The organism is Rhizobium sp. BR 315 (assembly GCF_050577975.1).
In the GTDB taxonomy this organism is placed as follows: domain Bacteria; phylum Pseudomonadota; class Alphaproteobacteria; order Rhizobiales; family Rhizobiaceae; genus Rhizobium; species Rhizobium miluonense.
This window is the reverse complement of the sequence record NZ_JARWKZ010000001.1, coordinates 44,684-65,677: the sequence shown is the minus strand read 5'-3', so window position 1 is coordinate 65,677 and position 20,994 is coordinate 44,684. Positions and strand designations below refer to the sequence as shown.

Genomic DNA, 20,994 nt, shown 5'->3' with positions numbered 1-20,994 from the left:
AATGCAGTTGAAGCCGCGTAAAGGACCATGGTTCGGGATCGGCGCCGTCGCCGCGATGCTATCGCTGATGACGTCTGTTGCTGCGGGCCAGGCACTGTCGCGCGCGGAGGTTCATCGACAGACACAGGCCTTGGCGACACTTGGCAAGACCCTCTTCTTCGACCAATCGTTGTCTGCATCTGGCAAGATGGCTTGTTCATCCTGCCATGATCCTGGTCACGCGTTTGGACCTGCTAATGATCGTTCGGTTCAGCTCGGTGGTGGCGATTTGCATCAGCCGGGGTTAAGGGCGGCGTCATCGCTCAAATATTTGCAGGTCGTCCCACCCTTTACCGAGCACTTCTTCGAATCCGAGGATGAGGCAGACGAGAGCATCGACAACGGACCGACCGGCGGTCTGACCTGGGACGGTCGAGTCGATCGCGGTCGTGAGCAAGCCAAGATCCCTTTATTTTCCGATTTCGAGATGGGTAATAAAACAGAAGCTGACGTCGGACAGCATGTGCTTGCGGCGGGCTATGGCAGGGCGATTGCAGATATCGCCGGACCGAAGGGTAGTAAGGACCCGGCAATCGCCTTTCGCACGGTGCTCAAGGCTTTGGAAGTTTTTCAGCAGGACTTTCAGACCTTCTATCCCTATTCGAGCAAATACGATGCGGTGCTGGCCGGCAAGGCAGTGCTCACGGCACAAGAGGCAAAGGGCCTCGAATTGTTCAATGCGCCTGAGAAGGGCAATTGTGCCTCCTGCCACATCAGTGAGCGTGGGAATGACGGCACGCCGCCACAGTTTACCGACTACGGGCTGATCGCCATCGGAGTGCCCCGCAATCGCGATATTCCTGCCAACAAGGATCCGGCATTCTATGATCTCGGCCTATGCGGCCCCTTGCGGACCGATTTCATCGGACATCAGGACTATTGCGGGCTCTTCCGGACGCCGACGCTGCGCAATGTCGCGCTACACAAGGTCTTCTTCCACAATGGCAGCATCCATTCCCTGCAAGACGCTGTGCGTTTTTATGTCGAGCGGGAGACGCATCCGGAACGTTGGTATCCTCGAAAGCCTGATGGGAGCGTGGACAAGTATGATGATCTGCCGGTGATAGCCAAGGCTAACATCAATATGGATCCGCCCTTCGATCGCAAGCAAGGGGAGGCCCCAGCGCTCTCTCCCGCTGAGATCGATGATGTGGTCGCGTTCCTGCGTACGCTCACCGACGGCTACGATCCGCCAAAGTGAGGCCGTCGCGTCCTTGGTTCCTAGGTGCCGCTTGCCCTCAGGTCAAGGAGATCAAGGACCGCGTCCGAGCCTTTGCCCGAGGTGTTGATCTTGCCATCGTCACCGATCGTGAGCTCGGCGCCATTGGCGAAGCTGAGAGACCAGCCATCATCTGAACTGGTTCGGCGTCTGTCCGTCAGCTCGATCCCTGCTGCCGAAACCAATGCGATAACCTTATCAACATCCATACTTGCGCTCTCCTTGTAGCCGACACCTGTCAATGATCCGATACATCGGCTTTTCGTTGCCATTCGCTAAGGACATGCATTCGCATCGATCCATCCACGTATGGCAAAATATATCGAAATCCAGCGTGACGTCGACAAGTTCGTCCAGGCTTAAGACATCGCGATGCAATTGAGACGAAGGTGGAAATCTGACAAGCTGAATGGCATGAAGCCAAAAAAGGAAGGCCGAAAGCCTACATCCCCCAAATCAAAGCACTTGCTGCAGCAGCTTGCGAGGACGCCCGAAAAGCTGTTTTCTAGCGCGTTCCGCAACCAATATGGCGCACTTTGCTTCCGCTACAGAGGTGGTGACGGCGAGATCGATATATTGGTGATTACGTCACGGGACAGCGGCCGTTGGATTGTGCCAAAGGGCTGGCCAATGAAAGGCAAGCAGCCTCACGAGGCGGCTGCGATTGAAGCCTGGGAGGAGGCCGGGGTTCGCGGCAAGGTGAGGAAAGTGCCAGTTGGCCGGTACACGTACCTCAAAGAACTCGAGGACGGAAAATTTGTGCCATGTGTCGTCGACCTGTTCCAGATCGAGATGAAAGAGGTCAGGGCGGATTTCAAGGAGCGAGGGCAGCGTCTTCTCGACTGGGTTAGTCCCGACGAAGCGGCCCGGCGCGTGCGCGAAATCGAGCTTAAATCACTGCTCGTCAATTTTAAGCCACAAGGAAAGTAGTTGCTACGGGCCTTGCTGGCGGGCGCTAGCTCATGGAGGAGGGTGCATGTGATTGCATCTCGCGAGGTGTCGACTTAGTTCCTCGAGCAGATAGCGTTTTCCTGATATTGGTGATGAACTTGGGGGCGTTGTCGCTTTCGATCAATCTGAGAAGCTCCTTTAGCTCAGGTTCTCGAACCACGTCCTGACCCTCGCCTGCTGACATCCAGACACATTGTCTGCCGGCTTGTGGCCGAAAATCCTTCATTTCGGCTTCGACAAACAGCAGATGCACTAATACCGTAGATGGGCTCCAAGACGAGCTGCCGCGATGGGTATACTGGCCGATAGGCATCTTGCCGATCCGGCCGGTGACGCCAGCGTTCTCAAGTGCCTGTCGCTGGGCGCATCTATGTTGCAGTTCATGCCGGCGAATATTGCCTCTCGGGATTGCCCAGTAGTCGGTGTTCCCGCTCGATATCAGTAGCAATTCGATCTCTGTATCGCTGCCGATACGCCAGCAAATCGCTCCGCACTGGCCAGCTCTTCGAAATGGAAGAGCGTCGGACTCCTCGGCTTCTCCAACCAATTCAGGTGAATAGGATCCCATCCATGCTCCCTCGCTAGTAAGAAGGATAGGGCGACAATCGGATTTGTGAACAAGCGAGAGCCGTACTGCCGTCAGGCTTGTCGCAATCCCCACTCCCTTTCGAACTCATCCGCAAAGTCGTCAGATGGGGAGATCGGCTCTTGGGCCGGGGATTTGGTGTCAACGTCGGCAGAAACCAGCGATAGATCTTTGGCCGATGGTTTGGCGCCTCGATGCTCGATAGAGTAGGCGACGGGCATGCCGGATTGGAGATTAGGGATGTTTGCCTCCAAGACTTTACTCACATGCAGGAAAATGTCCGGACCATCGTCGTCGGGCTTTATAAAGCCGTAGCCCTTTGCAGCGTCGAACCACTTGATCTTTCCCTTCGCCATTGCGTTTCCATGTTGGATTTTGAGTGGACTCTGCAGCTATTTTCGAACTATTCCGCCGATGAGGAACCGCTTCGGCTCTCATTCCGGTCACCGTCAGCGTTTAGGCGATGCTGCATGTCCCTGCTCGCTCTGAAGAATGGCACCCACTTATCTTCAACAAAAATCGCCTTGTTTGTCCTTGGGTTGCGGCCGGACCTCTGCGGCCGAAAGCGAACACTGAATGCGCCAAAGCCGCGGAGCTCGACCCGATCTCCCCGCATCAATGCTTCTGCCATTTCCTCCAGGATCGCATCGACGATCCTCTCGGCGTCTTTTAAGTGCAGATGGGGATAATCCCTTGCGACGGATTCGATAAGTTCGGATTTGATCATGTCCCAATCTAGTTCGCTGCGAATATTGATTTTCTGTACATCGGCCGTCGAGCTGACTTCCGCGCCGATTTGCGATGTCTCAACAGGGAGACTTGCCCAAATTTCCTCCTGTCTGGAAAATTTGCAATAGATGATGTCGTCCGATTTCCCGAAAAAATTGCTTCGCCAAGTCTATCGCGCAGCTCCAACGATCGCCCAGAGGGCAATAGTCGCCGAGTTCGGGAGCAGCTAGCCTGGTGTTAGAACTCCTCCCAGTCCGCTTGGCGAGCGGCTGCCCCGCTGGTGGAGAACGTTTTGGCGGGCTTGCGACCGAGTGCCCGTGCGGGTGATGTGACCGGTTTTGTGGTCCCGGCAATCAGACGCGGCCCAATTACGGGCTCGAGCTTGAATCGAGCGACCAACTCGCGAAGCGTCGTCACCTGATCCGCTAGACCGCTTGTGGCTGCGGTCGATTCCTCCACCATGGCGGCATTCTGCTGTGTGGCCTGGTCCATTTGGTTCACGGCGATGCTGACTTCCGAAAGACCCGTCGACTGTTCCCTTGCCGCTGTCGAGATAGAATGCACGTGCTCGTTCACCTTTAAGACGTGGCTTTCAATAGTCGCCAGGGCAGAACCCGTCGCTGTGACCAGCTTCACGCCAGTGCTGACCTCTTCGCTGGAGCGATTAATCAGCGCCTTGATGTCTTTTGCGGCATTCGCCGATCGCTGAGCCAGTTCGCGGACTTCCTGCGCAACGACGGCAAAGCCCTTGCCGGCATCTCCGGCGCGGGCGGCCTCAACCCCCGCATTCAGCGCAAGCAAGTTTGTCTGGAAGGCGATCTCGTCAATCACATTGATGATTTGGCCGATTTCGCCGGAGGCCTGTTCGATCCTGCCCATGGCTGCTACGGCTTCCCTCACCACGGAGCTAGATTGCTCTGTGCTCTTGCGTGCTTCATCAACCATATGGCTGGCTTCGAGCGCCCGAGCCGTGGAATTCCTCACCGCCACGGTGATCTCTTCAAGCGCGGAGGAGGTCTCTTCGAGCGAGGCTGCCTGTTGCTCGGTGCGCTTTGACAGGCTGTCGGACGCAATTCGCATCTCGCCAGCGTTGCTATTGATGGTATCGATCGCTCCCGATACCTCGCCAAGCACTGAGTGTAGGTTGGCCATCGTTGCGTTGACGTTGTCCTTCAACTCGCCGAAAGCTCCCTGAAACTCTCCCCGCATTGCTTCAGTCAGATCACCATCGGCAACGGCAGCGATAACCCGGCGGGTTTCCGCGATGCTAGTGTCGACGGAAGCCAGCAATTCATTGACGCTGGCGGCGAAGCGATCGAGATCCGGATTGTCATAAGCCTTAGTGATGCGCTGCGTGAAGTTGCCCGCCACTGCCGCGGAAACGACAGCGCCTATGCTCACCTGCAGATCCGCACTCTTGGCCTGCAACGCCGTCTCTTGTGCGTTCAAATCTCGAACTTTGATACCATTCTGTTTGAATACCTCAACTGCGTGCGCCATCGCGCCAATTTCGTCTGCCCGGCTGACGTAGGGCACGCTTACATCGAGATTTCCAGATGCAAGCGCACCCATGCTGGTTGTCAAACCGCTGATCGGACGGGCAATGGCCTTGGAGCCAAAGATGGCCGAGACGATCAAGGTGACAATTGCCAGCAGGCCGACGGTAAGATTGAGCAACAGGATCAGATTTGCGGCCGAATTGGCATCTTCGCCAGCCTGATCTGCCGTTTTCTTCGCAGCGTTTACACCATCGTCGAACAGCTTCGCAGCTTGATCGGATGTCGTCTGAAGCTCCGCTGATTTCGCTTGGCTGGCGGCGGCGGTATCCTTGCCGTGTAGCGTCGTCTTCAGGATATCGACCAGATCGCCTGCCATAGCAAAATAGCTTTCGCTCAGCGTTTTGAGGCTTTGTATGCGATCCCGATCCACTTGAGATTTTAGCTCGACGCTTGCCTCGTCAAGAAAGGAAATTACCGAATGGTGGCGGGCCGAAAGATAATCGACGGCTTTGGCCACGTCCTCTGGGGACGCTGCCAATCTCAGATCGCGAACGCCAATCTGCATTCCGCGGAGGGACGCTTTCGCGTCAACCAAGTTCCGGGAAACGATCAGCTGATTCTTAAGAAGGGCCGAGCGATCACCGATCATCTGGCCACCATAAAGAACGATCAAAAGCATCGTCGCGACCATCAGGATGCCGATAGCGGAGAGTGCTGCTAATTTTGTACCGATGCGGGATGAAATAGCTGACAACATTTCTGGTCACTCAAAATGGTCCGCAAGTTGCCATCATAGGACTGGCAGAAATGAAAAATAGCGCCAAGCCGTCATGCCATGCGCGAGGTGAGTATTACGCGAGTATCCGAAATTTCGTTGCCCCACCGCTACCGTCATGAAACTGTTATAATGGTAAATAAGTGCTTTCGTGTAGGGGACGAATGCGTATAAATTTCGAAAATTGGCCCTCGATTGCGCAGATTGATTATCACCTCGGCCCGCTAGACAAAGTAAATACAAATAAAGGTGGCACTGTTACATGTTATTGCAGTCGAGAAGTGTATCAATAACAGCGATATTGTGAATTGACGGCGCGGCGCGGTGGTAGCATTCCTGCAACGGGAGGCGGATTGATGTTGGCAGATTTCGAGAGAAGATCGGCATTCGCGCAAATGAGCACCGCGCAACGGCTCGCACGGGTCGATTTTGTGACGGCCGCTCTTGCCGAAATCATCCAGCAAATGGGTGGAAAATATGATGGCAGCGTCCTCAGCGGTCTTCTCTATATCAATCGAATGCTTGCGATCCTGCGTGAAGATCTCGCAATGGTCGATGACGCATGTAATCGAGCAATTGTCGGCCAAGTTCAGGACTTGATCTCTGTCCTACGGCATCGTGCTGAGCGAGAGACTTTGGCGACGGCCAATCTCTGAGGGTCGAGGTGCAACCTCGGTAGCGCGGGCCGACGTTGCGCGCAATATCCCTGGCATAAGAACCTTGGTCCGAATCGGATCTGCTAATATAGTAGTGCGCGATATTTGGAGGTCCGATGGCCGATCAAAAGCCTCAGCTCGCGCATTTTGCCGCCCATATGAAGGCAATTCCAGGCAGCCATTCTGCTGCCCAGGTAGGCGCGCTCTGCTTCCGACATACTGAAATTGGTCAAATCGAGGTGCTTTTGATTACCACTCGGGAGACCCGCCGTTGGACGATACCCAAGGGGTGGCCAATCAAGGGGCTGAAGCCCCATGAGGTGGCTGAGCGCGAGGCCTGGGAAGAGGCCGGAATCAAAGGTAAGGCGAAAAAGAAGCCCTATGGCTACTATACCTATCTGAAGCGACTGGCCGACAGCCGAACAATACCTGCTGTCGTCGAGGTGCATGCCCTGGAGGTCAAGGAGGCCTGCGACATTTTCCCGGAGTTCGGTCAACGCGTGCTAATCTGGCTGCCGCCGGCCGAGGCGGCATTGCAGGTTCCAGAGCCTGAACTGAAAGGGTTGCTGGCTGCCTTCGACGAGAGGTCGCTCATCCACGACCACATAGTTCCCATCGGGCCTTGAAGGCTCGGGGGAATTCTTGTCATCGAACAGTGTCATGACGCGCTGGATCGCCGATCCTTCCAAGCCGATAAACATACTGCCATCAATCGTTAAGCCGAATTGAATAGCGAGCCATTAGTCATCATCGCCTATCTCTTCGAGCCAATCGAAGCATCGGCGACGAGCGGTGGATGACAGGCTTGTCAGCGGCCGGTTCGGAAAGGCCCGAAGCAATGAGGGGAGTCGCCGAAGCCGAGCGATGAAGATGCCAAGTGCAGGACAGCCTCCCGTTTGGGGATCTGCTGATTGTGTCAACTGCCAGTCCTAAGCACTGCGCTAACGCTGCAACAGGCATCTTACGCTCGTGACGCACGTCGAATCCGCAGAATGCACAACAATGGTGCGGAATGAGCTGACGTTGGTAAAATGGCATGATCCTTTTTCGACAGGATGGGCAGTTATCGCGCAGCCCGCCGCCGCGAATGAAACAAGAGATCCGCGTTGCCAGATGCCAATGGCTCCGAAAGAAATTCATCGGTGTAGAGACATTGCGGACAATGCTGTAGCCATGTCGAAAAAGCCTCTCTTGTGATATGTATATCACTCTTACGATCCCTTTCGCGTGTCACCTCTAGCCGAGCCCGCTAATCGTTTCCCTATCCACTCGGTTTTGAGGCATAGGTGACGGCAGAGGCCAGGTTCGGGTTCGGAGTGAGTTTTGCTTTTCCTAGACCTTTGAGCGATGGACAACATCCGATGGCTCGGCTCTTTCCTTTGAAGCGGAAGGGGTAGTAAGACGTGCATGCCGCCGCTGACAGCATTCACGCTCGCTTGAGATATCGCCAGGCTGCTATGCTGCCAAAGAGCTGGATACTACCCCCGCAAAGCATGGCCACGACGAATCCAAGAGCCGGTTCGCGGAAGAGTGCATAGACCGATCCAAGCGCGGCCACGCCGATGGTTGCGCCAACCATGCGTGCGACATTGATCAGTGCGCTTGCGGTTCCAGCGCGTTCACGGGTGACACTTGAAACCGCAACCGCGCCCGGTTGCTTTGCCCATTCCGATACCGGTCAGCAGCAAACCGAATTCCTCGGCAATCAGCAGGTTTTCGGCAAGAGCGACACCAAGCAGCACATTGCCCAATCCTATTGTGGCCAACCCCAGGCTAATGGTGCGTCGTTTCCCCAAGCGCTCTGAAATGAAGCCGGAGAAAGGCGAAATTGCTACGAAGCTTAGCGCCATTGGCAGGAGTGCCAGGCCAACCTCGGTCGAGGCCAGCTGATCGAGGCTGAGGGAGGTGAGTGGGAACAGAAAGAGCGTCCCATACATGCCGAATGTCATTGCGGCCGTTCCCGCCATCGCACCGTTGAACTGTCCCGTGGAAAACATAGACACCGGCATGAGAGCTTGCTGATCGAGACCTCGCTCTACCGCAATGAAGAGCAATAATAAGCCGAAGCCACAAAGTGCCAGCAGGGCCGTCCAGATTATCGGCAAATGTGACGACTCGATTGCCGCAAGAGTGATGGCAGCCAGCGAGGATATGCCCAACAATTGACCAAGTGCGTCGAAGGTTCTTCCCTTTCGGTCCGCACTTTCCGGGACCAAAAAATAATGCTCCGATAGCGGCCGCGACACCGACGGGAACCACGACGAAGAAGACTGTTCGCCAACCGAAATTGTGGATCAGGTATCCGCCAAGGCTCGGCCCGATGGCAAGCGACATGCCGTTGCACCCGGCCCAGATACCAAGCGCCTTGCCGCGAACACGCTCATCCGGGTAAATCACGCGAATTAGCGACAGGGAGGCTGGTATAAGAAGGGCCGATCCTAGCCCGGTCACTGCTCTGGCGGCGATCAGGATCGCGATCGTCGGGGCCATGGCGCATCCAAGACTTGCGACTGTGAATATAATACAGCCGATGATGAACATCAGGCGGCGGCCATAGAGATCAGCAAGCAGGCCGCCACTGATGAGAAGGGCAGCGTAGACAAGATTGTAGGCATCCACGACCCATTGCAGCTGTGTCATCGAAGCCTCGAGGCTCGTGCCGATTGGTTGAGCCGCCAGCTTGACAACCGAGGTGTCGACCTGCGCAACGATCACACCCAGGCAAAGGATGGCGAGGGACGCGGGATGTAGTTGCGAATTCGGCTCGTCGCGCTGCTCGATCGAACGCATGACATTTCCTCTCGGACACAAACGTAGCGCAGCTTGATTGGTTTCACCTTGGCGACACCTACGGGTTTGCTGAAGGCTGAACAGGAAAGCGATTAGACGTCAGATCGGAAGAGGTGACTTGCAACAGGGATTTCGGCGCGTTCGGATTGATATCTTCAAGATCGCCAATATCAGAAGAAGTATGCACATTCGCCGCGGCCAAGCCACTTTGGTCCCTACCGTCATACCCTCTATCAATTGCGAAATGCGTGACATGCCGAGCATGGAACGAAATGTCGTCTGCACTATTCCGACATTAGAAAATCGTCGTGCTACTATTCTGCAGGAGGATGCCTTGCTAAGTCTGATGGATAGCATGTCCGTGGATCTGAGCTGGCTGGATATTGCCGTGCGTCTTTTGCTGGTGATCACCGCCGGAGCCCTGATCGGGATCAATCGCGAGATGGGTGGCCATGCAGCCGGGTTTCGCACCACGATTCTGGTCGGGCTTGCCGCATGTCTGACGATGATTCAGGCCAATCTCCTGCTGTCGACATTGGGCAAGACGCCAGAATCATTCGCTTCGATGGATGTGCTGCGTTTTCCACTCGGTGTGCTGACCGGCGTCGGCTTCATCGGTGGTGGTGCCATTCTCAAGCGCGGCGATCTCGTGACCGGCGTGACGACCGCGGCGACCCTGTGGATCATGACGGCTGTCGGTCTGTGCATTGGCGGCGGCCAAGTTATCGTCGGTTTGGCGGGGGCCGTCCTCGCCTTCGTTGTGCTGTCGCCGCTCAAAATGCTTGACAGGCTGATATCACGCAAGCAGAAGGCGCGTCTCATGATCGAACTTCCCCCGGACGCCGACGTTGCGATCACAAGCATGCAATCCGCACTCGAGCCGCGTGGATTTACTTTCTCCTTCGTCGGCAAGGCGATGGGGCCGTCCGAGACCACTGCATATATCTCCTACGACGTGCGCTGGAGCTGGGCAGGACTGGATGGCGGCGGCGCACAACTGCTTGCAACCCTTCAGGAGCATCACAAAGTCGTATCCTTCGAAATGCTCACAACCGGAACCTGATGCGGGCACCGTGATCGGAACATTCCTGAATGGCAAAAGTTGTCCCATGAGAGGCGAGTAAATCCGCGAGCTATGGGAGAAAGCGATGATTGAGATCAAGAACGAGCCAATGTCACAGGATCCTCCGGATCGCGGCGATATCCGCAATCTGCAGGCGCTCGATCAGGCGGCCGGCGGTTCGGGGAATATCGCGTCTGCGCACGAAAAACAGGCATCTTCAGCGAAGATCCGACCCGACCATGGGACCGACGATGCGCGCTGCGACGATTCAGCCGAACGCGATCTGCAGCGCAGGCAAACGGCCGATAAAGTCTCTGCCAGGATTTCCGACATCAGGACAGCTTCCGGATTGAACGAGAGCGATGACGATGCACTGTCTGAGGATCGTTCCCTAGCTCCCTCGACACGGATGCAGGCCAGGACGGATGGGGAAATTCGCACGGAAATCGAAGCCAGGCTGAAGGCCGATCGATTGCTCAAGGAGGAGAGCATCTTCGTGACCGTCAGTCGCGGGCGCGTGATTGTCGAAGGGTCCGTCGAAAATCATGAGGCCAAGCAGCGCGCGGAGGCTATCTCGCGGCAAGCCAGCGGCATAGTCGCGCATGACAGCAATCTCACCGTGCGTAAATCCTCATAAGGTGAGGACTGCGACATGCGAATGTTGTTGCTCGTGATCTTCGGCTTGATGATCGCATCCATTCTGGCGATCCCCGTCATCAAGCCGTTTACGTCGAGTGACGGTCGAGACTCTGGCGCCGTGGCGTACGGCCCGATCGAACAGCCCGAGCCGAAGCCCTGAGAGATTGGTATTACTTGTCCGGCTGTTGACCGTTCTGTTGTTCTTTCTGCTGATCTCCAGGCTTTATGACGGGCGTGTTTCCGACCTTTGGCGCGGGTTTTTCCATCTTGTTGTCACCAACGGCTGGCGGTTTCAGCACACCGCCGCAGTCGGCCAGTTTCTGGCTGGGATTGCTGTTCGGCGCCGGAGATGCCTGTCCGCTCTCGACCTGCTTGTTGTCGGTCTGCCGGTTGGCGTCCTCGGCCTTGCATCGATCGTCGTTTGGTTGTTGCTGTGCGAATACAAAATTCGATGACATGACGGCTGCTGTCGCCGCCATCAGCAGGAAGCGGCCGCATTTGCTCAGGCCCAAGCCACTCGAACGGCGCGGGCGATCAGACCTGCGTGGAGATGATGGTGTCGACGCTGATAGTTCCATCGACGACACCGCGCTGATGATAGTCTTTGCCATTGTCCACCTCGATGACGGTATAGAGTTTCTCATTGCGAAAGACGCTTGCCATGTTGGTCGTTTTGTTTTCCGCCGGTGCCGCGTCGATGTCCATGAAATCCAGCTCCCTTTCGGACGCAACGATACGAGCGTCCCCGGAGGTGCGCGCGGCAACCAAAACCTCACCATGTGATTTAGCATTTAGCCAATTGGGATCGTCGTCAGCAGCAATCGGCACCAGGCGATAAAGCTTAAGGGGCTCAGCCACCGTCAATCTCCTTGAGACGTTGGAAAGGCTGCGGATCGGATGGGTAGGAAGCTCGCCTGCCGTTTCGTTGGCTATGGAGAGAAAGCGGAAAAATCTCCATATTCTTCAGCACCATCGCGTCCGCTTGGCACGATCTGCAACCTCATAGGGCTAACGCCGCGCTTTGCGCATTGTTCCGGTTCGATGCCAATCGGATGCGGTCGCTCCTCCATGGAACCATATCCCGGTGTCTTGGTTAGGCTAGCATGGCATTCCTGAGAAATGGAGGTTTGCAATGACATTCCAGGAACCGAAGAAGACTTCGGAAGATAAGACGTCATTGTCCGCGACTGAGGCCCGGCAGGGCGTGCGTGGTACACACCTATTCGCCATATTGGTCGCGGCACTGGTTCTGGCGGCAATCGTTTGGGGTGGTGTGGAAGTTTGGGGTCGTTATATCGAGCCAAACAAACACCATAACGCGGCGCCGACGATAAGCTCCTCCAGCGGGCAGCCGCAGGCGGGTACGGTCGACAATACCCCTCCCGCCGGGCAATCGGTCCAGCCGGCGCCGACAGATCGCACGGAGAACAATCAACAGGGAACGAAGAGTACGCCGGCCCAGCCGAGTCGCGATGGAACGCAGAACTGATACTGTGGCATCGCGCGCCGCGCTCACTCGTTCCGCTGCTTGAATTGTATTAATCGCATGTTGCGAGCCAACTTGTCGGCGATGATTTCACCCACCCTCTCTCCAGAGAGACAAATTTGTACCGCTTCGGACATCGCGGTACGCCCGCGATCACTATCTATCGAGACCTGATGCGTCTCACACCATTCGCGGACAACTGCGGTGACGGTGTCGAGGTCCTGATCCGACAAGGTCAGTAAATTGAGAAGAGACATTGTGCGCGCCTCCCTTGCAACACATCCAATCTTCCAAGCGGCCTCCATTGAGGCATATCTGAAATATAATCTTGGCTTGATGATGAGTCGAGCGGTGACGCCTTTATCGGCAGGCATCTTTGCGCCTTAAGGCGTCATCCCTCGCAACTATTCTGGGCATCGAGGCAGATAAGCGCGGAAGGAAACGCTGTGATCGACGCCGCAGATCTTGGTTCAACGTAAGAGAGCGACGGGCAATCCGATGCAGTTGCGGCAGGATTCGGCCCTGCGGGTCAGCCACGGGCGCAGTGCCAAGCATGCTTTTATACTCGCGATCAAATTGCGACGGGCTTGCGTAGCCTACTCGCGGCTGAACGAGCGGTTATACAGGTCGGTCACCGTTCATCGAAAGCTTTGCCATTGCAGTGCCTCCGGCTGTCCCAGCCTTCAGCAGCAAACACGCATGTCGCGCCGCACCATCTTTTTTGGTTGATGGACTGCGCTATCGAGTTAAAATCTTTCCTCGCAGAACATCGATGGAGGATTGGAGATGAAACCTGAAAAGGACGATATCCAAGGGCTGTTGCTGTGGGATACCCCTGTTTATGTCAGGATCGGTAGTGGGCTGAGAGAGACGATTGGCGGCCCGGAGGAAGCCTTATCCTATCTGTTGACCAGATGGCCCGCCGAACGCGGCGGATGTTACGAGCGGGCAATGATTGAGTGCAAGCGAACACTGGAACAGTATGGCTCTCCAGCAAGGGCGCGAGAGGCCTTCATCGCCGCTGCCGATGAAGGCCGCATCCTGGCGTAGCAGCGATACGACTCTGCGGAGCCTTGCACTCCAGCATCACGAGATTACTAAACACATTGAGAGCATCGCCGCTCATGCGAAATGTCTCGGTTCAAAGCGATCCTCGTGAGGGCTCGATGGGTTTGTATGAGTAAGGGGCGTTCTCCGATAAGGAGTGAGTTTTGGGCATGATGTCGTAATTGCTGCCGGTATATCCCAGTCTTCTTGATAGTGGCAGACTGGTCTCAGTGACAACGCGACGACATCACAACGAAACAGTATGTCGGATTGGACGTCTCACAGAAGGAGAGTAAGCGATCAGCCGACAGCGTCTGGCGTAAAGTTCCACGGCATCAGGGCCTCAATATTCTGAACGGGCCATCCATTGGCCATGCGAACTAAGGTCTGTGTCAGCCAGGCGAGCGGATCGACGTCGTTCATTTTAGCTGTCTGTAAAAGTGTTGCGAGCGTCGCCCATGTATTGCCGCCGCCTTCGCTTCCGGCAAACAGGCTATTCTTCCGCGTAATTGTTTGGGGACGAATTGCCCGCTCGACGATGTTGGAGTCGATCTCGATGCGGCCGTCAGTGAGAAAGCGTTCCAGAGATTGTCGGCGGGTCATTGCATAGCGGATCGCTTCCGCCGTCTTGGACTTGCCAGAGACTTTCGCCAGCTCTTTTTCCCAGATGTCAAAAAGGCTCGCGACAATGGCTGTAGACCTCTGCTGTCGGGCGGCAGCCCGGGTGGTGGCATCCTTGCCGCGGACCTCATCTTCAACCTTCCAGAGTTCCGCCATGGCTTTCACCGACGCTGTCGCTGCGTCATTGATACCGCCGACATGAAGCTCGTAAAATTTGCGCCTGACATGCGCCCAGCACCCGGCCAACGTGATGGTCTCGTTGCTGCCGGATTTGGCCTGTTCTTTGACCATGCTCGTGTAAGCGCCGTGTCCATCCACCTGGAGGATGCCGTTGAAGCCGCTCAGGTGGCGAGCAACACAGCGCCCACCGCGGCTGTCTTCGAACCGATAGGCGACCATTGGCGGTCCTGATCCACCGAACGGGCGATCATCACGTGCGTAGGCCCAAAGCCACGCCGTCATTGTTTTTCCTGAACCAGGCACCAGGGTTGGCAATGTCGTCTCGTCGGCAAAGACCCTTTCACCCGCCTTGATCTTTTCCAGAATGCAATCGGCCAGGATCTTGAGCTCGAAGCCGAGATGGCCCATCCATTGGGCCATCAACGAGCGGCTCAGCACCACGCTATCACGAAGGTAGATCGCCTGCTGACGGTAGAGCGGAAGGCCATCGGCGTATTTCGATACGGCAATGTAAGCCAGAAGCCGTTCGCTCGGCAGGCCGGCTTCTATGATATGGGTCGGAGCAAGAGCCTGCAGAACGCCGTCACGCCCCCTGAATGCATATTTGGGCCGGCGGGTCACGATGACCCGGAACTTCGGTGGAATGACATCGAGCCGCTCGGATCGGTCCTCGCCAATCAGAACCTTCTCCAAGCTCTGGCACTCTTCAGGGATATCTGGCTCGATAATTTCTTCGATGCGTTCGAGATGAGCGGCAAAGCCTTTGCGTGGGCGTGCTTCCCGCCTTGGCTTGTCTTTCCGGGACTGATCGAGCTCGCTGTCGATTGCCGAAAGGCCGGTCTCGACTTCCTCAAAGGCAAAATCAATCTGATCGTCGTTGATTCCAAGCCGCAGTCGTTCCGAGCGGGTGCCTTTCTGGGCCTGCTCCAGCACTTTCACAATCGCTGTGAGAGTGGCGATCCGCTCGTCGGTATCCTTTTTGATCGCCTCAAGCCGAGCGATCTCCGCTCTGGCAGCCGCACCCTCTGCATTCATGGCGACGATCATCGCCTTGAGTGCATCCACATCGTCAGGAAGGTCCGAAGCAGACAAAACCATAGCAGGAGTAGACCACAGATCGCGGGCTTTTCCTAGCGTTTACAGCGACATATGTCACCTTCCGTGGCTCTGTTCAGCCTGTTGAATGCGGCCTCCTGATCGTCGCTGAGCGGATCTTCTTCCAATCCAAACCAGCCAGAAGAGCCATGAGCTGAGCGTGGTCGAGACGGATGCGCGATGCCGTCGCTGGTGGCCAGCAGAAGCCATTCTCCTCGAGAATTTTCGAATAAAGGCAGACCCCGCTGCCATCCCACCAAACGATGCGAACACGGTCCGCCCGTTTGGAGCGGAAGACATAAAGGGCACCACTAAACGGATCGAGACCGCCATCCCTGACCAGAGCCATCAACGAGGCTGCTCCCTTGCGGAAGTCGACCGGTTGGCATGAGACGTAGACGACAACGCCAGACGCAATCATGCCTTACGAACCGCCGAGAGGATCTTTGCCAACTGATCCGGTTCGACATCTCCGGTCACACGCACCACAACGTCGCGCACAACGATCTCCACCGCCGGACGCGTAATCGCCTCGACCTGCGCAAACCGAACCGGCGCATGAACCGACTTCGAGAGAGGAGCAATCGATCCCGAGGCGATTGCTTTGCGACGCCAGTCGTATAGCTGGGAGGGATCTAGCCCTTCACCACGCGCAATCGATGCTACGGTCGCCCCCGGCAGCAGGGTTGCGGCAACCAGACGAGCCTTCTCCTCATCCGGCCAGTCTCGGGGCTTGCGTCGCTTCTGGATCGGCGTCGCCGTCAAAACCTCAAAGGCTCGGGTCTGATTCACAGTCTCGCTCATAGGACTCTCCGCATGACTCATGCCGAAGATGAGCGATCTTGCCATCCATCGCTACGTGGGATGGCCTGCCCGCTTACGCTTCAACCCCATCGGCTACCGAGAGCGTGAGCGCCCCGGCTATTTCCTCAAAAGGTGAAGTGAAAGGCGATCGGACGTTCGGCCGCGATTTCACCAAGCTCTCGAAGGATGGCTTCGATGCCTTTCGAGACATGCGGCTTGCCCGTCTTGCCATCTTCGATGGCCACACGGATGACGCCAAGACACTTGTGAAACAGGCTGCTGCATCCCTCGGCAAGTCGTCGAAGGACGACTCGGTGTTTTCCAAGGCGGCTTCCGATATAACGCCCCCCTTGCACATGACCGAAGGCCAGCAGGAGCGCAATAACGATACGACACAGGTCAAATGGATCCCGATCGACGGACAGATGGCGCTGACAGAGGGATATGACTTGACCCCCGAAAAGACGGCGGCGATCGGTAAGGCTAACCAAGCACTTAAGGGCGGCGACCGTAAGGCCGCTGTCGACACGTTGAAGCTTGCCGGCATCAATATGAATTATGTCATGACCCTGGCACCAATCGACAAGACGACTAAGTCAGTCGATCAGGCGTCGAGCGATCTTCAGAGCGGCAAATTCTACGAGGCTAATCTCGATCTGAAGAAGATCGAGGACAGCGTCGTTTACGATTCGATTGATGTCGTCGGGACACCGGCAGCCGCGACCAAGACAGACCAGAGCGCCAAGACAACGGTAAACGGGAGCAATGCTCCGTCGCAGCCGAAAGTAAACTAAGGTCTTTACGCAGTTAAGATCGCCGGGCCTTGCAGTGGCCTGGCGCCACTATCTTCGTTCGTTGCTTCGGAAAATACCTACATCCGATCGTTGTCTTCGCGCAAATGTTTGACGATTTTTCGTGTCGCTTGGCAGATGGGGTCGTCTAATTTCACGGCCGATCTCGAATAGCAAATGGCCATTGCGCTGCTGATCCGGAAGGACGCCATGCACCGCGCTGCTGAAGCCTATGATCGCGCGGACGAGCGGACTTTCGCGCAATTCTTGTTGATTTTGACACGACTGCGATTTCTTTAAATATCGCCATGCCGGTCTCCCGCCGAGACAGGCGCCTACACCCGACCGAGATCAACCATCGGCTCTCATCATAATCGTTCAATCAATTTCGGGGTCGCTTCGACTTATTGCATAGACATGAAATGTCTAGCGTCTCGGATGCGCTTGCAGGCGGACCTGTCAGCCATGGTTGGAAACATGGAGAAGTGCCGCGCGATCGTGCGGTGGGAACAAGCATTCATTTTCGAGTAGATTCCGGGGCTGCCGCGGCGAGGCGGGTGCAGCTAGTGTTAGTGCTTGGCTCGCGGCCTCGGCTTGTCGCGAGAAAGATCCTCCAACCCAGTCGGAGATATGAAGATGAAACATCTGGCATTATTCGGTTCGGTAGCAGCATGTATTGGATTTGGTCTAGCGGCGCCAGCGTTTGCGACTGCGGTAAATCCACCATCTTCCAGCGACCGAACTTCGGCTTCCGTCAAGCCTTCGGAGACGTGTTGGACGGACCTTCGTACCTTCACCAAAGAGATGCAGAAGGACGGTTACTGGCTAAGCGGCGTTGGTTACGGCTATGGCTATCCGATGATGGGTGGTAATGCTGCTGCGGTGGATGCCAATCAGCGATCAGCCGCCAGCGGCTATCAGAGTGCGCGACCGGGCTACGACGTGCGAACCCTAATAGCGGCCGCCACTATTCTTGCCAGAGACGGCAAGCAGCAAGCGTGCGAGGACACGCTCGCGACCACACGAGACGTCTACAAGGTCTACATTTCCGAGATGAAATCCGGGAAGACACCTATGGCGGACTTGCCAGACTGGCAGACTCAACAGCTTGTCGCTGCACAGCCAATCGCCGCAACAAACGTCGCACTGCGCTCTGACCAGCTCATTGGTGTCGATGTGCTCAATAAGCAAAATGTTGCTCTTGGCAGCGTCGAAGATCTCGTCATGAGCCCTCAGACCGGCAAGATCGCTTATCTTGTCATCGCGCACGGCGGCATTTTCGGCATCGATAAAAAATATGTGCCGGTGCCCTGGGGTGATTTCAAGATTACGCCGAGCGGGAGTTTGCTTGTACTCGATGCCAAGGAAAGTGTGATGCAGGCCGGCCCTATGGTGAGCCATGATCAATTTGCGACCCCGGGTCGCTTTGATCAGGAAAGCCAGACTGTCGATAATTACTGGAAAGCCCACATCTCAACCGATGCCATCGCCATTACGCAGGATTGACGCTGATTTCTATCATAATTCAGCACTCAACGTGATATTGTGAGGAAGACGAAATGCTCATCAAGACATCAGCAATCAAAGGCTATGCGATCATTGGAAGCAATGGTGCGATCGGGTCCGTTAGCGATTTCCTATTCGACGACACCTCATGGATGGTTCGTTGGCTTGTCGTGGAGACTGGATCATGGCTCTTCGGACGAAAAGTCCTTCTGCCACCCTCCGCTCTTGGGCACCCCGATGCGAACGCCAAGCAATTCCCGGTCAGACTGACTATGGAGCAGATAAAGGATAGTCCGGACGTCGGGACTGAACGGTCGGTATCGCGACAGATGGAGACCGTTATCTATGACCACTATGGCTGGAGCCCATACTGGGGCAACGGGTTTTACATGGGCGGCTACGGCTATGGCTATGGCGGCGGTTACATGGGCAGCGCCATGATGACCAGTCCGACGCCAGAAATGAAACAGCGACTGGAGCGGCAGCGCGAAGAGGATGATCCGCATCTGCGCAGCATTGACGTCGTGACCGGATATCACCTTCACGCCGCCGACGGCGAAATTGGTCACGTTGAGGACTTCTTGGTCGACGATACGGATTGGAGCATCCATTATCTCGTCGTCGATACGAAGAACTGGTGGCCGGCAAAGAAGGTTTTGATCTCGCCAAGATCAGCACGCACGATCGATTGGCAGCACAGCCTGGTGAACCTTGATGTCGATCGTCGAAAGGTCAAGGAAGGCCCGGCCTACGACGCCTCGACCGTTGTCGACCGGACCTATGAGGACCAGTTCGCCAGTTACTACGGCGCCGGCCGTCAGGGCGATCCGAATGAACTAAAGTCGGATGCCCGCGGCATTTCCTGATTGTTGTCTGCTCGCCTCGACTTGTCACGTTCCAGTCCGACGAAGCAAGTCGTGGTGAGGATTCACTCGTGGCAGGGGATCTCTATGCGGCATCGCGCCCGCTTCGCTCCAAATAGTCTTCGAGCCGGCCGTTTATCCCTCGGATTGGCTAGAGCGCCAATGTCGCCAGTCTTGATACCGGCGGCAAGGTCTGCCTGCGTTCCGTCATCGTCGGTTGGTCACCAGGGTGCCTTGCGGCAGGCCGAGGACATGCCGTCGCGGTCGACCAGCGGACCACCGGAGTTGGAGTAGTCGATCGGAACATCATCTGGATGAAGTCGCCATATGAGGCTCGCTGCCGTTGGAGACAGTGGGCGACGTCGAGTCGGCCGGATTTGACACACAGCCATAACCAGTCCGTTTGCACGGTAGACAATGGAAAATCACATCCCGATCGCGAGCAAGGAATATAGAACTTCGGTCTCGAATTAAGCAGCCGCTTTTCGATCCACATTTGACTCCGCTGGGTAATTGGATGAATCGGCCGGCCTTAGGCTCGGTCGAGGCTGAGCGGTGACATGAACTAAAGCCACATCGCATGGGCGATATGTCACCACGAAAGCCGATCGGATCGGGTGGCCATCGCGATCAGCAATCTTGTGGGCGGGGCAGGGTGACGCAGAGGTGACAGTTTCAACCGCGACGGCGGCAAGCGACGCCAGTATCACAGACGTGCCACGCATCGTGATCTTGAGGAGAAGTCTTCAATTGTGAAGAGCATGGATAGCATCGAAAGTTGCGTCAACCAGTTCCTGGGCGTAACCAATTGCGGAATCTGCGTCAGATGGATTGAGCTTTATTTCGTCGCACTTTGCCCGCATCGCCTCTCGGATCTGGATGACAACATCCACCGCAGCGTGCCTATCGCCAGCTTCGAGCAAAAGACCCAGAGAGGTCATCGCGACGACCTCAAGGACGGTGATGCGACCTTCGATCGCCCCCAGACAGGGAATGGCCTTGGATGCGCCATTTAGATATCCGTCACGTTTCGCGTTATACATGGCTCGTCTCTTAATTTTCAGTTGTCTCACGCTCGCGTATTGAGCATCGAAGTGGATGCTCCCTGGACAAAAGCACCCGGCGCAAGTCAGCTTCGCTTCCTCCTCTTGCGAGAGCCACCATTGTCCCGAAATGTCTCTGGTCTTGACGTCTCTTGTGCGACGATCTCGGCTTGGATTTCGGGTTCATAGGGCGAAGGGGTGCCGCCGCCGAGGTCCCCAAAATCTGCAACTCTTCCGACCATGCCTGTTCGCGTCGGAAGGGGTTCGGATGGCATCGGGGTTATTTCTTCCCCGTTCCAGACTTGATACGGGTCTAGGAGCTCCTTCGCTGCAAGGGTCCCACTCATACTTTGATGATTAGTGACGGCTTTGGCCATCAGAGGCTCCTCCTGCTCTCCTATTCTCGCGCTGATGCGTATCCTAATCCAGACGACGCAGGACGGTGAGAGCCGGAAATTACCTATAATGCAGGCCCAAGGCGTGACGAGTGGCGTTGTTGTTGGGATCCCACAGAGGCTGTTTGTGAATATGCGTCGCGTAACGATTCCGATCACCTTTGCAAAACAATTACTTTTGGTGCCGATTGGCAACGAGACTCTATTGCGATTCACA

The 20,994-nt window shown here is 56.0% G+C and carries 26 protein-coding genes and 1 pseudogene; 13 read left to right on the top strand and 14 right to left on the bottom strand.

The features are described 5' to 3' along the window. Nucleotide 1 precedes the first annotated feature (1 nt). A complete protein-coding gene (locus QD409_RS00370; RefSeq protein ID WP_430761517.1) occupies nt 2–1,240 on the top strand; it encodes a cytochrome-c peroxidase in 1,239 nt (412 codons plus the stop codon). 20 nt (nt 1,241–1,260) lie between these two features. Here the strand turns inward: QD409_RS00370 and QD409_RS00365 are convergent, their stop codons facing one another. Then, a complete protein-coding gene (locus QD409_RS00365; RefSeq protein ID WP_430761516.1) occupies nt 1,261–1,467 on the bottom strand; it encodes a hypothetical protein in 207 nt (68 codons plus the stop codon). A gap of 205 nt (nt 1,468–1,672) precedes the next feature. On the opposite strand from QD409_RS00365, the gene QD409_RS00360 reads away from it, so the two are divergent. Next, on the top strand, nt 1,673–2,188 hold the full coding sequence (locus tag QD409_RS00360; RefSeq protein ID WP_430761515.1) for an NUDIX hydrolase: 516 nt from the start codon (nt 1,673–1,675) through the stop codon (nt 2,186–2,188). 25 nt (nt 2,189–2,213) lie between these two features. Here QD409_RS00360 and QD409_RS00355 read toward each other — a convergent pair whose 3' ends face one another. The 4 genes from QD409_RS00355 to QD409_RS00340 all read right to left on the bottom strand — a co-directional run bounded on the left by QD409_RS00355 (nt 2,214) and on the right by QD409_RS00340 (nt 5,399). Then, a complete protein-coding gene (locus QD409_RS00355) occupies nt 2,214–2,777 on the bottom strand; it encodes an NUDIX hydrolase (RefSeq protein WP_430761514.1) in 564 nt (187 codons plus the stop codon). Nucleotides 2,778–2,848: 71 nt separating this feature from the next. Then, nucleotides 2,849–3,151 carry a cold-shock protein gene (locus QD409_RS00350; RefSeq protein ID WP_430761513.1) on the bottom strand — a complete coding sequence of 101 codons (303 nt, stop codon included), beginning with the start codon at nt 3,149–3,151 and terminating at the stop codon, nt 2,849–2,851. A gap of 47 nt (nt 3,152–3,198) precedes the next feature. Next, a complete protein-coding gene (locus tag QD409_RS00345; protein ID WP_430761512.1) occupies nt 3,199–3,522 on the bottom strand; it encodes an integration host factor subunit beta in 324 nt (107 codons plus the stop codon). Nucleotides 3,523–3,761: 239 nt separating this feature from the next. Beyond that, nucleotides 3,762–5,399 (bottom strand): methyl-accepting chemotaxis protein, encoded by a 1,638-nt coding sequence (locus QD409_RS00340; RefSeq protein WP_430761511.1) that lies wholly within the window; start codon nt 5,397–5,399, stop codon nt 3,762–3,764. 102 nt (nt 5,400–5,501) lie between these two features. On the opposite strand from QD409_RS00340, the gene QD409_RS00335 reads away from it, so the two are divergent. From QD409_RS00335 to QD409_RS00325, 3 genes are all read left to right on the top strand, one after another. Then, a complete protein-coding gene (locus tag QD409_RS00335) occupies nt 5,502–5,744 on the top strand; it encodes a hypothetical protein (protein ID WP_430761510.1) in 243 nt (80 codons plus the stop codon). 410 nt (nt 5,745–6,154) lie between these two features. Beyond that, nucleotides 6,155–6,454 (top strand): hypothetical protein, encoded by a 300-nt coding sequence (locus QD409_RS00330; protein ID WP_430761509.1) that lies wholly within the window; start codon nt 6,155–6,157, stop codon nt 6,452–6,454. 116 nt (nt 6,455–6,570) lie between these two features. Next, nucleotides 6,571–7,080 (top strand): NUDIX hydrolase, encoded by a 510-nt coding sequence (locus QD409_RS00325; RefSeq protein ID WP_430761508.1) that lies wholly within the window; start codon nt 6,571–6,573, stop codon nt 7,078–7,080. A gap of 993 nt (nt 7,081–8,073) precedes the next feature. Here QD409_RS00325 and QD409_RS00320 read toward each other — a convergent pair. Further along, nucleotides 8,074–8,670, bottom strand: a complete 597-nt coding sequence (locus QD409_RS00320; protein WP_430761881.1) for a hypothetical protein — start codon at nt 8,668–8,670, stop codon at nt 8,074–8,076. A gap of 52 nt (nt 8,671–8,722) precedes the next feature. Continuing rightward, a pseudogene (locus QD409_RS00315) lies at nt 8,723–9,244 on the bottom strand (MFS transporter); the annotation flags it as partial. 346 nt (nt 9,245–9,590) lie between these two features. Between QD409_RS00315 and QD409_RS00310 the strand changes: the two are divergent. The 3 genes from QD409_RS00310 to QD409_RS00300 all read left to right on the top strand — a co-directional run bounded on the left by QD409_RS00310 (nt 9,591) and on the right by QD409_RS00300 (nt 11,106). Beyond that, the gene (locus tag QD409_RS00310) at nt 9,591–10,307 is read left to right on the top strand and encodes an MgtC/SapB family protein (RefSeq protein ID WP_430761507.1); all 717 of its coding nucleotides are present in this window, start codon (nt 9,591–9,593) and stop codon (nt 10,305–10,307) included. Between the two features lie 85 nt (nt 10,308–10,392). After that, on the top strand, nt 10,393–10,944 hold the full coding sequence (locus tag QD409_RS00305) for a BON domain-containing protein (RefSeq protein ID WP_430761506.1): 552 nt from the start codon (nt 10,393–10,395) through the stop codon (nt 10,942–10,944). Nucleotides 10,945–10,959: 15 nt separating this feature from the next. Then, on the top strand, nt 10,960–11,106 hold the full coding sequence (locus QD409_RS00300; protein ID WP_430761505.1) for a hypothetical protein: 147 nt from the start codon (nt 10,960–10,962) through the stop codon (nt 11,104–11,106). Nucleotides 11,107–11,116: 10 nt separating this feature from the next. Here QD409_RS00300 and QD409_RS00295 read toward each other — a convergent pair whose 3' ends face one another. Further along, nucleotides 11,117–11,557, bottom strand: a complete 441-nt coding sequence (locus QD409_RS00295; protein ID WP_430761504.1) for a hypothetical protein — start codon at nt 11,555–11,557, stop codon at nt 11,117–11,119. Next, nucleotides 11,481–11,906, bottom strand: a complete 426-nt coding sequence (locus QD409_RS00290; RefSeq protein WP_430761867.1) for a hypothetical protein — start codon at nt 11,904–11,906, stop codon at nt 11,481–11,483. Before QD409_RS00290 ends, QD409_RS00295 begins: the two co-directional genes overlap by 77 nt. 172 nt (nt 11,907–12,078) lie before the next feature. Between QD409_RS00290 and QD409_RS00285 the strand changes: the two genes are divergently transcribed. Further along, the gene (locus QD409_RS00285) at nt 12,079–12,435 is read left to right on the top strand and encodes a hypothetical protein (protein WP_430761503.1); all 357 of its coding nucleotides are present in this window, start codon (nt 12,079–12,081) and stop codon (nt 12,433–12,435) included. Nucleotides 12,436–12,458: 23 nt separating this feature from the next. Here the strand turns inward: QD409_RS00285 and QD409_RS00280 are convergent, their stop codons facing one another. After that, nucleotides 12,459–12,689: a hypothetical protein gene (locus QD409_RS00280; protein ID WP_430761502.1), complete on the bottom strand. Its 231-nt coding sequence runs from the start codon at nt 12,687–12,689 to the stop codon at nt 12,459–12,461. Nucleotides 12,690–13,218: 529 nt separating this feature from the next. Here QD409_RS00280 and QD409_RS00275 point away from each other — a divergent pair. After that, nucleotides 13,219–13,482, top strand: coding sequence for a DUF982 domain-containing protein (locus tag QD409_RS00275; protein ID WP_430761501.1), 264 nt, complete (start codon nt 13,219–13,221; stop codon nt 13,480–13,482). 297 nt (nt 13,483–13,779) lie between these two features. On the opposite strand, the gene tnpC is transcribed toward QD409_RS00275, so the two are convergent. From tnpC to QD409_RS00260, 3 genes are all read right to left on the bottom strand, one after another. Continuing rightward, nucleotides 13,780–15,378, bottom strand: coding sequence for an IS66 family transposase (tnpC, locus tag QD409_RS00270; RefSeq protein WP_430761500.1), 1,599 nt, complete (start codon nt 15,376–15,378; stop codon nt 13,780–13,782). 73 nt (nt 15,379–15,451) lie between these two features. After that, nucleotides 15,452–15,796 carry an IS66 family insertion sequence element accessory protein TnpB gene (tnpB, locus tag QD409_RS00265; RefSeq protein WP_430761499.1) on the bottom strand — a complete coding sequence of 115 codons (345 nt, stop codon included), beginning with the start codon at nt 15,794–15,796 and terminating at the stop codon, nt 15,452–15,454. Continuing rightward, on the bottom strand, nt 15,793–16,179 hold the full coding sequence (locus tag QD409_RS00260; RefSeq protein ID WP_430761498.1) for a transposase: 387 nt from the start codon (nt 16,177–16,179) through the stop codon (nt 15,793–15,795). The genes tnpB and QD409_RS00260 overlap by 4 nt, the downstream gene beginning before the upstream one ends. A 137-nt stretch (nt 16,180–16,316) precedes the next feature. Here QD409_RS00260 and QD409_RS00255 point away from each other — a divergent pair, with 137 nt between their 5' ends. From QD409_RS00255 to QD409_RS00245, 3 genes are all read left to right on the top strand, one after another. Next, complete coding sequence (locus tag QD409_RS00255) at nt 16,317–16,973, top strand: YfdX family protein (protein WP_430761497.1); 657 nt, start codon at nt 16,317–16,319, stop codon at nt 16,971–16,973. A gap of 633 nt (nt 16,974–17,606) precedes the next feature. Continuing rightward, the gene (locus QD409_RS00250; protein WP_430761496.1) at nt 17,607–18,476 is read left to right on the top strand and encodes a PRC-barrel domain-containing protein; all 870 of its coding nucleotides are present in this window, start codon (nt 17,607–17,609) and stop codon (nt 18,474–18,476) included. 53 nt (nt 18,477–18,529) lie between these two features. Then, nucleotides 18,530–19,342 carry a PRC-barrel domain-containing protein gene (locus QD409_RS00245; RefSeq protein ID WP_430761495.1) on the top strand — a complete coding sequence of 271 codons (813 nt, stop codon included), beginning with the start codon at nt 18,530–18,532 and terminating at the stop codon, nt 19,340–19,342. 743 nt (nt 19,343–20,085) lie between these two features. Here QD409_RS00245 and QD409_RS00240 read toward each other — a convergent pair. Further along, nucleotides 20,086–20,382, bottom strand: a complete 297-nt coding sequence (locus QD409_RS00240) for a hypothetical protein (protein WP_430761494.1) — start codon at nt 20,380–20,382, stop codon at nt 20,086–20,088. Between the last annotated feature and the right edge of the window lie 612 nt (nt 20,383–20,994).

What these genes read in the sequence shown, in the direction of transcription:
- QD409_RS00370 (WP_430761517.1), top strand. Translation starts at nt 2, where the DNA reads ATGCAGTTGAAGCCGCGTAAAGGACCATGGTTCGGGATCGGCGCCGTC.
- QD409_RS00365 (WP_430761516.1), bottom strand. Translation starts at nt 1,467, where the DNA reads ATGGATGTTGATAAGGTTATCGCATTGGTTTCGGCAGCAGGGATCGAG.
- QD409_RS00360 (WP_430761515.1), top strand. Translation starts at nt 1,673, where the DNA reads ATGAAGCCAAAAAAGGAAGGCCGAAAGCCTACATCCCCCAAATCAAAG.
- QD409_RS00355 (WP_430761514.1), bottom strand. Translation starts at nt 2,777, where the DNA reads ATGGGATCCTATTCACCTGAATTGGTTGGAGAAGCCGAGGAGTCCGAC.
- QD409_RS00350 (WP_430761513.1), bottom strand. Translation starts at nt 3,151, where the DNA reads ATGGCGAAGGGAAAGATCAAGTGGTTCGACGCTGCAAAGGGCTACGGC.
- QD409_RS00345 (WP_430761512.1), bottom strand. Translation starts at nt 3,522, where the DNA reads ATGATCAAATCCGAACTTATCGAATCCGTCGCAAGGGATTATCCCCAT.
- QD409_RS00340 (WP_430761511.1), bottom strand. Translation starts at nt 5,399, where the DNA reads ATGGCAGGCGATCTGGTCGATATCCTGAAGACGACGCTACACGGCAAG.
- QD409_RS00335 (WP_430761510.1), top strand. Translation starts at nt 5,502, where the DNA reads ATGGTGGCGGGCCGAAAGATAATCGACGGCTTTGGCCACGTCCTCTGG.
- QD409_RS00330 (WP_430761509.1), top strand. Translation starts at nt 6,155, where the DNA reads ATGTTGGCAGATTTCGAGAGAAGATCGGCATTCGCGCAAATGAGCACC.
- QD409_RS00325 (WP_430761508.1), top strand. Translation starts at nt 6,571, where the DNA reads ATGGCCGATCAAAAGCCTCAGCTCGCGCATTTTGCCGCCCATATGAAG.
- QD409_RS00310 (WP_430761507.1), top strand. Translation starts at nt 9,591, where the DNA reads ATGGATAGCATGTCCGTGGATCTGAGCTGGCTGGATATTGCCGTGCGT.
- QD409_RS00305 (WP_430761506.1), top strand. Translation starts at nt 10,393, where the DNA reads ATGATTGAGATCAAGAACGAGCCAATGTCACAGGATCCTCCGGATCGC.
- QD409_RS00300 (WP_430761505.1), top strand. Translation starts at nt 10,960, where the DNA reads ATGCGAATGTTGTTGCTCGTGATCTTCGGCTTGATGATCGCATCCATT.
- QD409_RS00295 (WP_430761504.1), bottom strand. Translation starts at nt 11,557, where the DNA reads ATGGCAAAGACTATCATCAGCGCGGTGTCGTCGATGGAACTATCAGCG.
- QD409_RS00285 (WP_430761503.1), top strand. Translation starts at nt 12,079, where the DNA reads ATGACATTCCAGGAACCGAAGAAGACTTCGGAAGATAAGACGTCATTG.
- QD409_RS00280 (WP_430761502.1), bottom strand. Translation starts at nt 12,689, where the DNA reads ATGTCTCTTCTCAATTTACTGACCTTGTCGGATCAGGACCTCGACACC.
- QD409_RS00275 (WP_430761501.1), top strand. Translation starts at nt 13,219, where the DNA reads ATGAAACCTGAAAAGGACGATATCCAAGGGCTGTTGCTGTGGGATACC.
- tnpC (WP_430761500.1), bottom strand. Translation starts at nt 15,378, where the DNA reads ATGGTTTTGTCTGCTTCGGACCTTCCTGACGATGTGGATGCACTCAAG.
- tnpB (WP_430761499.1), bottom strand. Translation starts at nt 15,796, where the DNA reads ATGATTGCGTCTGGCGTTGTCGTCTACGTCTCATGCCAACCGGTCGAC.
- QD409_RS00260 (WP_430761498.1), bottom strand. Translation starts at nt 16,179, where the DNA reads ATGAGCGAGACTGTGAATCAGACCCGAGCCTTTGAGGTTTTGACGGCG.
- QD409_RS00250 (WP_430761496.1), top strand. Translation starts at nt 17,607, where the DNA reads ATGAAACATCTGGCATTATTCGGTTCGGTAGCAGCATGTATTGGATTT.
- QD409_RS00245 (WP_430761495.1), top strand. Translation starts at nt 18,530, where the DNA reads ATGCTCATCAAGACATCAGCAATCAAAGGCTATGCGATCATTGGAAGC.
- QD409_RS00240 (WP_430761494.1), bottom strand. Translation starts at nt 20,382, where the DNA reads ATGTATAACGCGAAACGTGACGGATATCTAAATGGCGCATCCAAGGCC.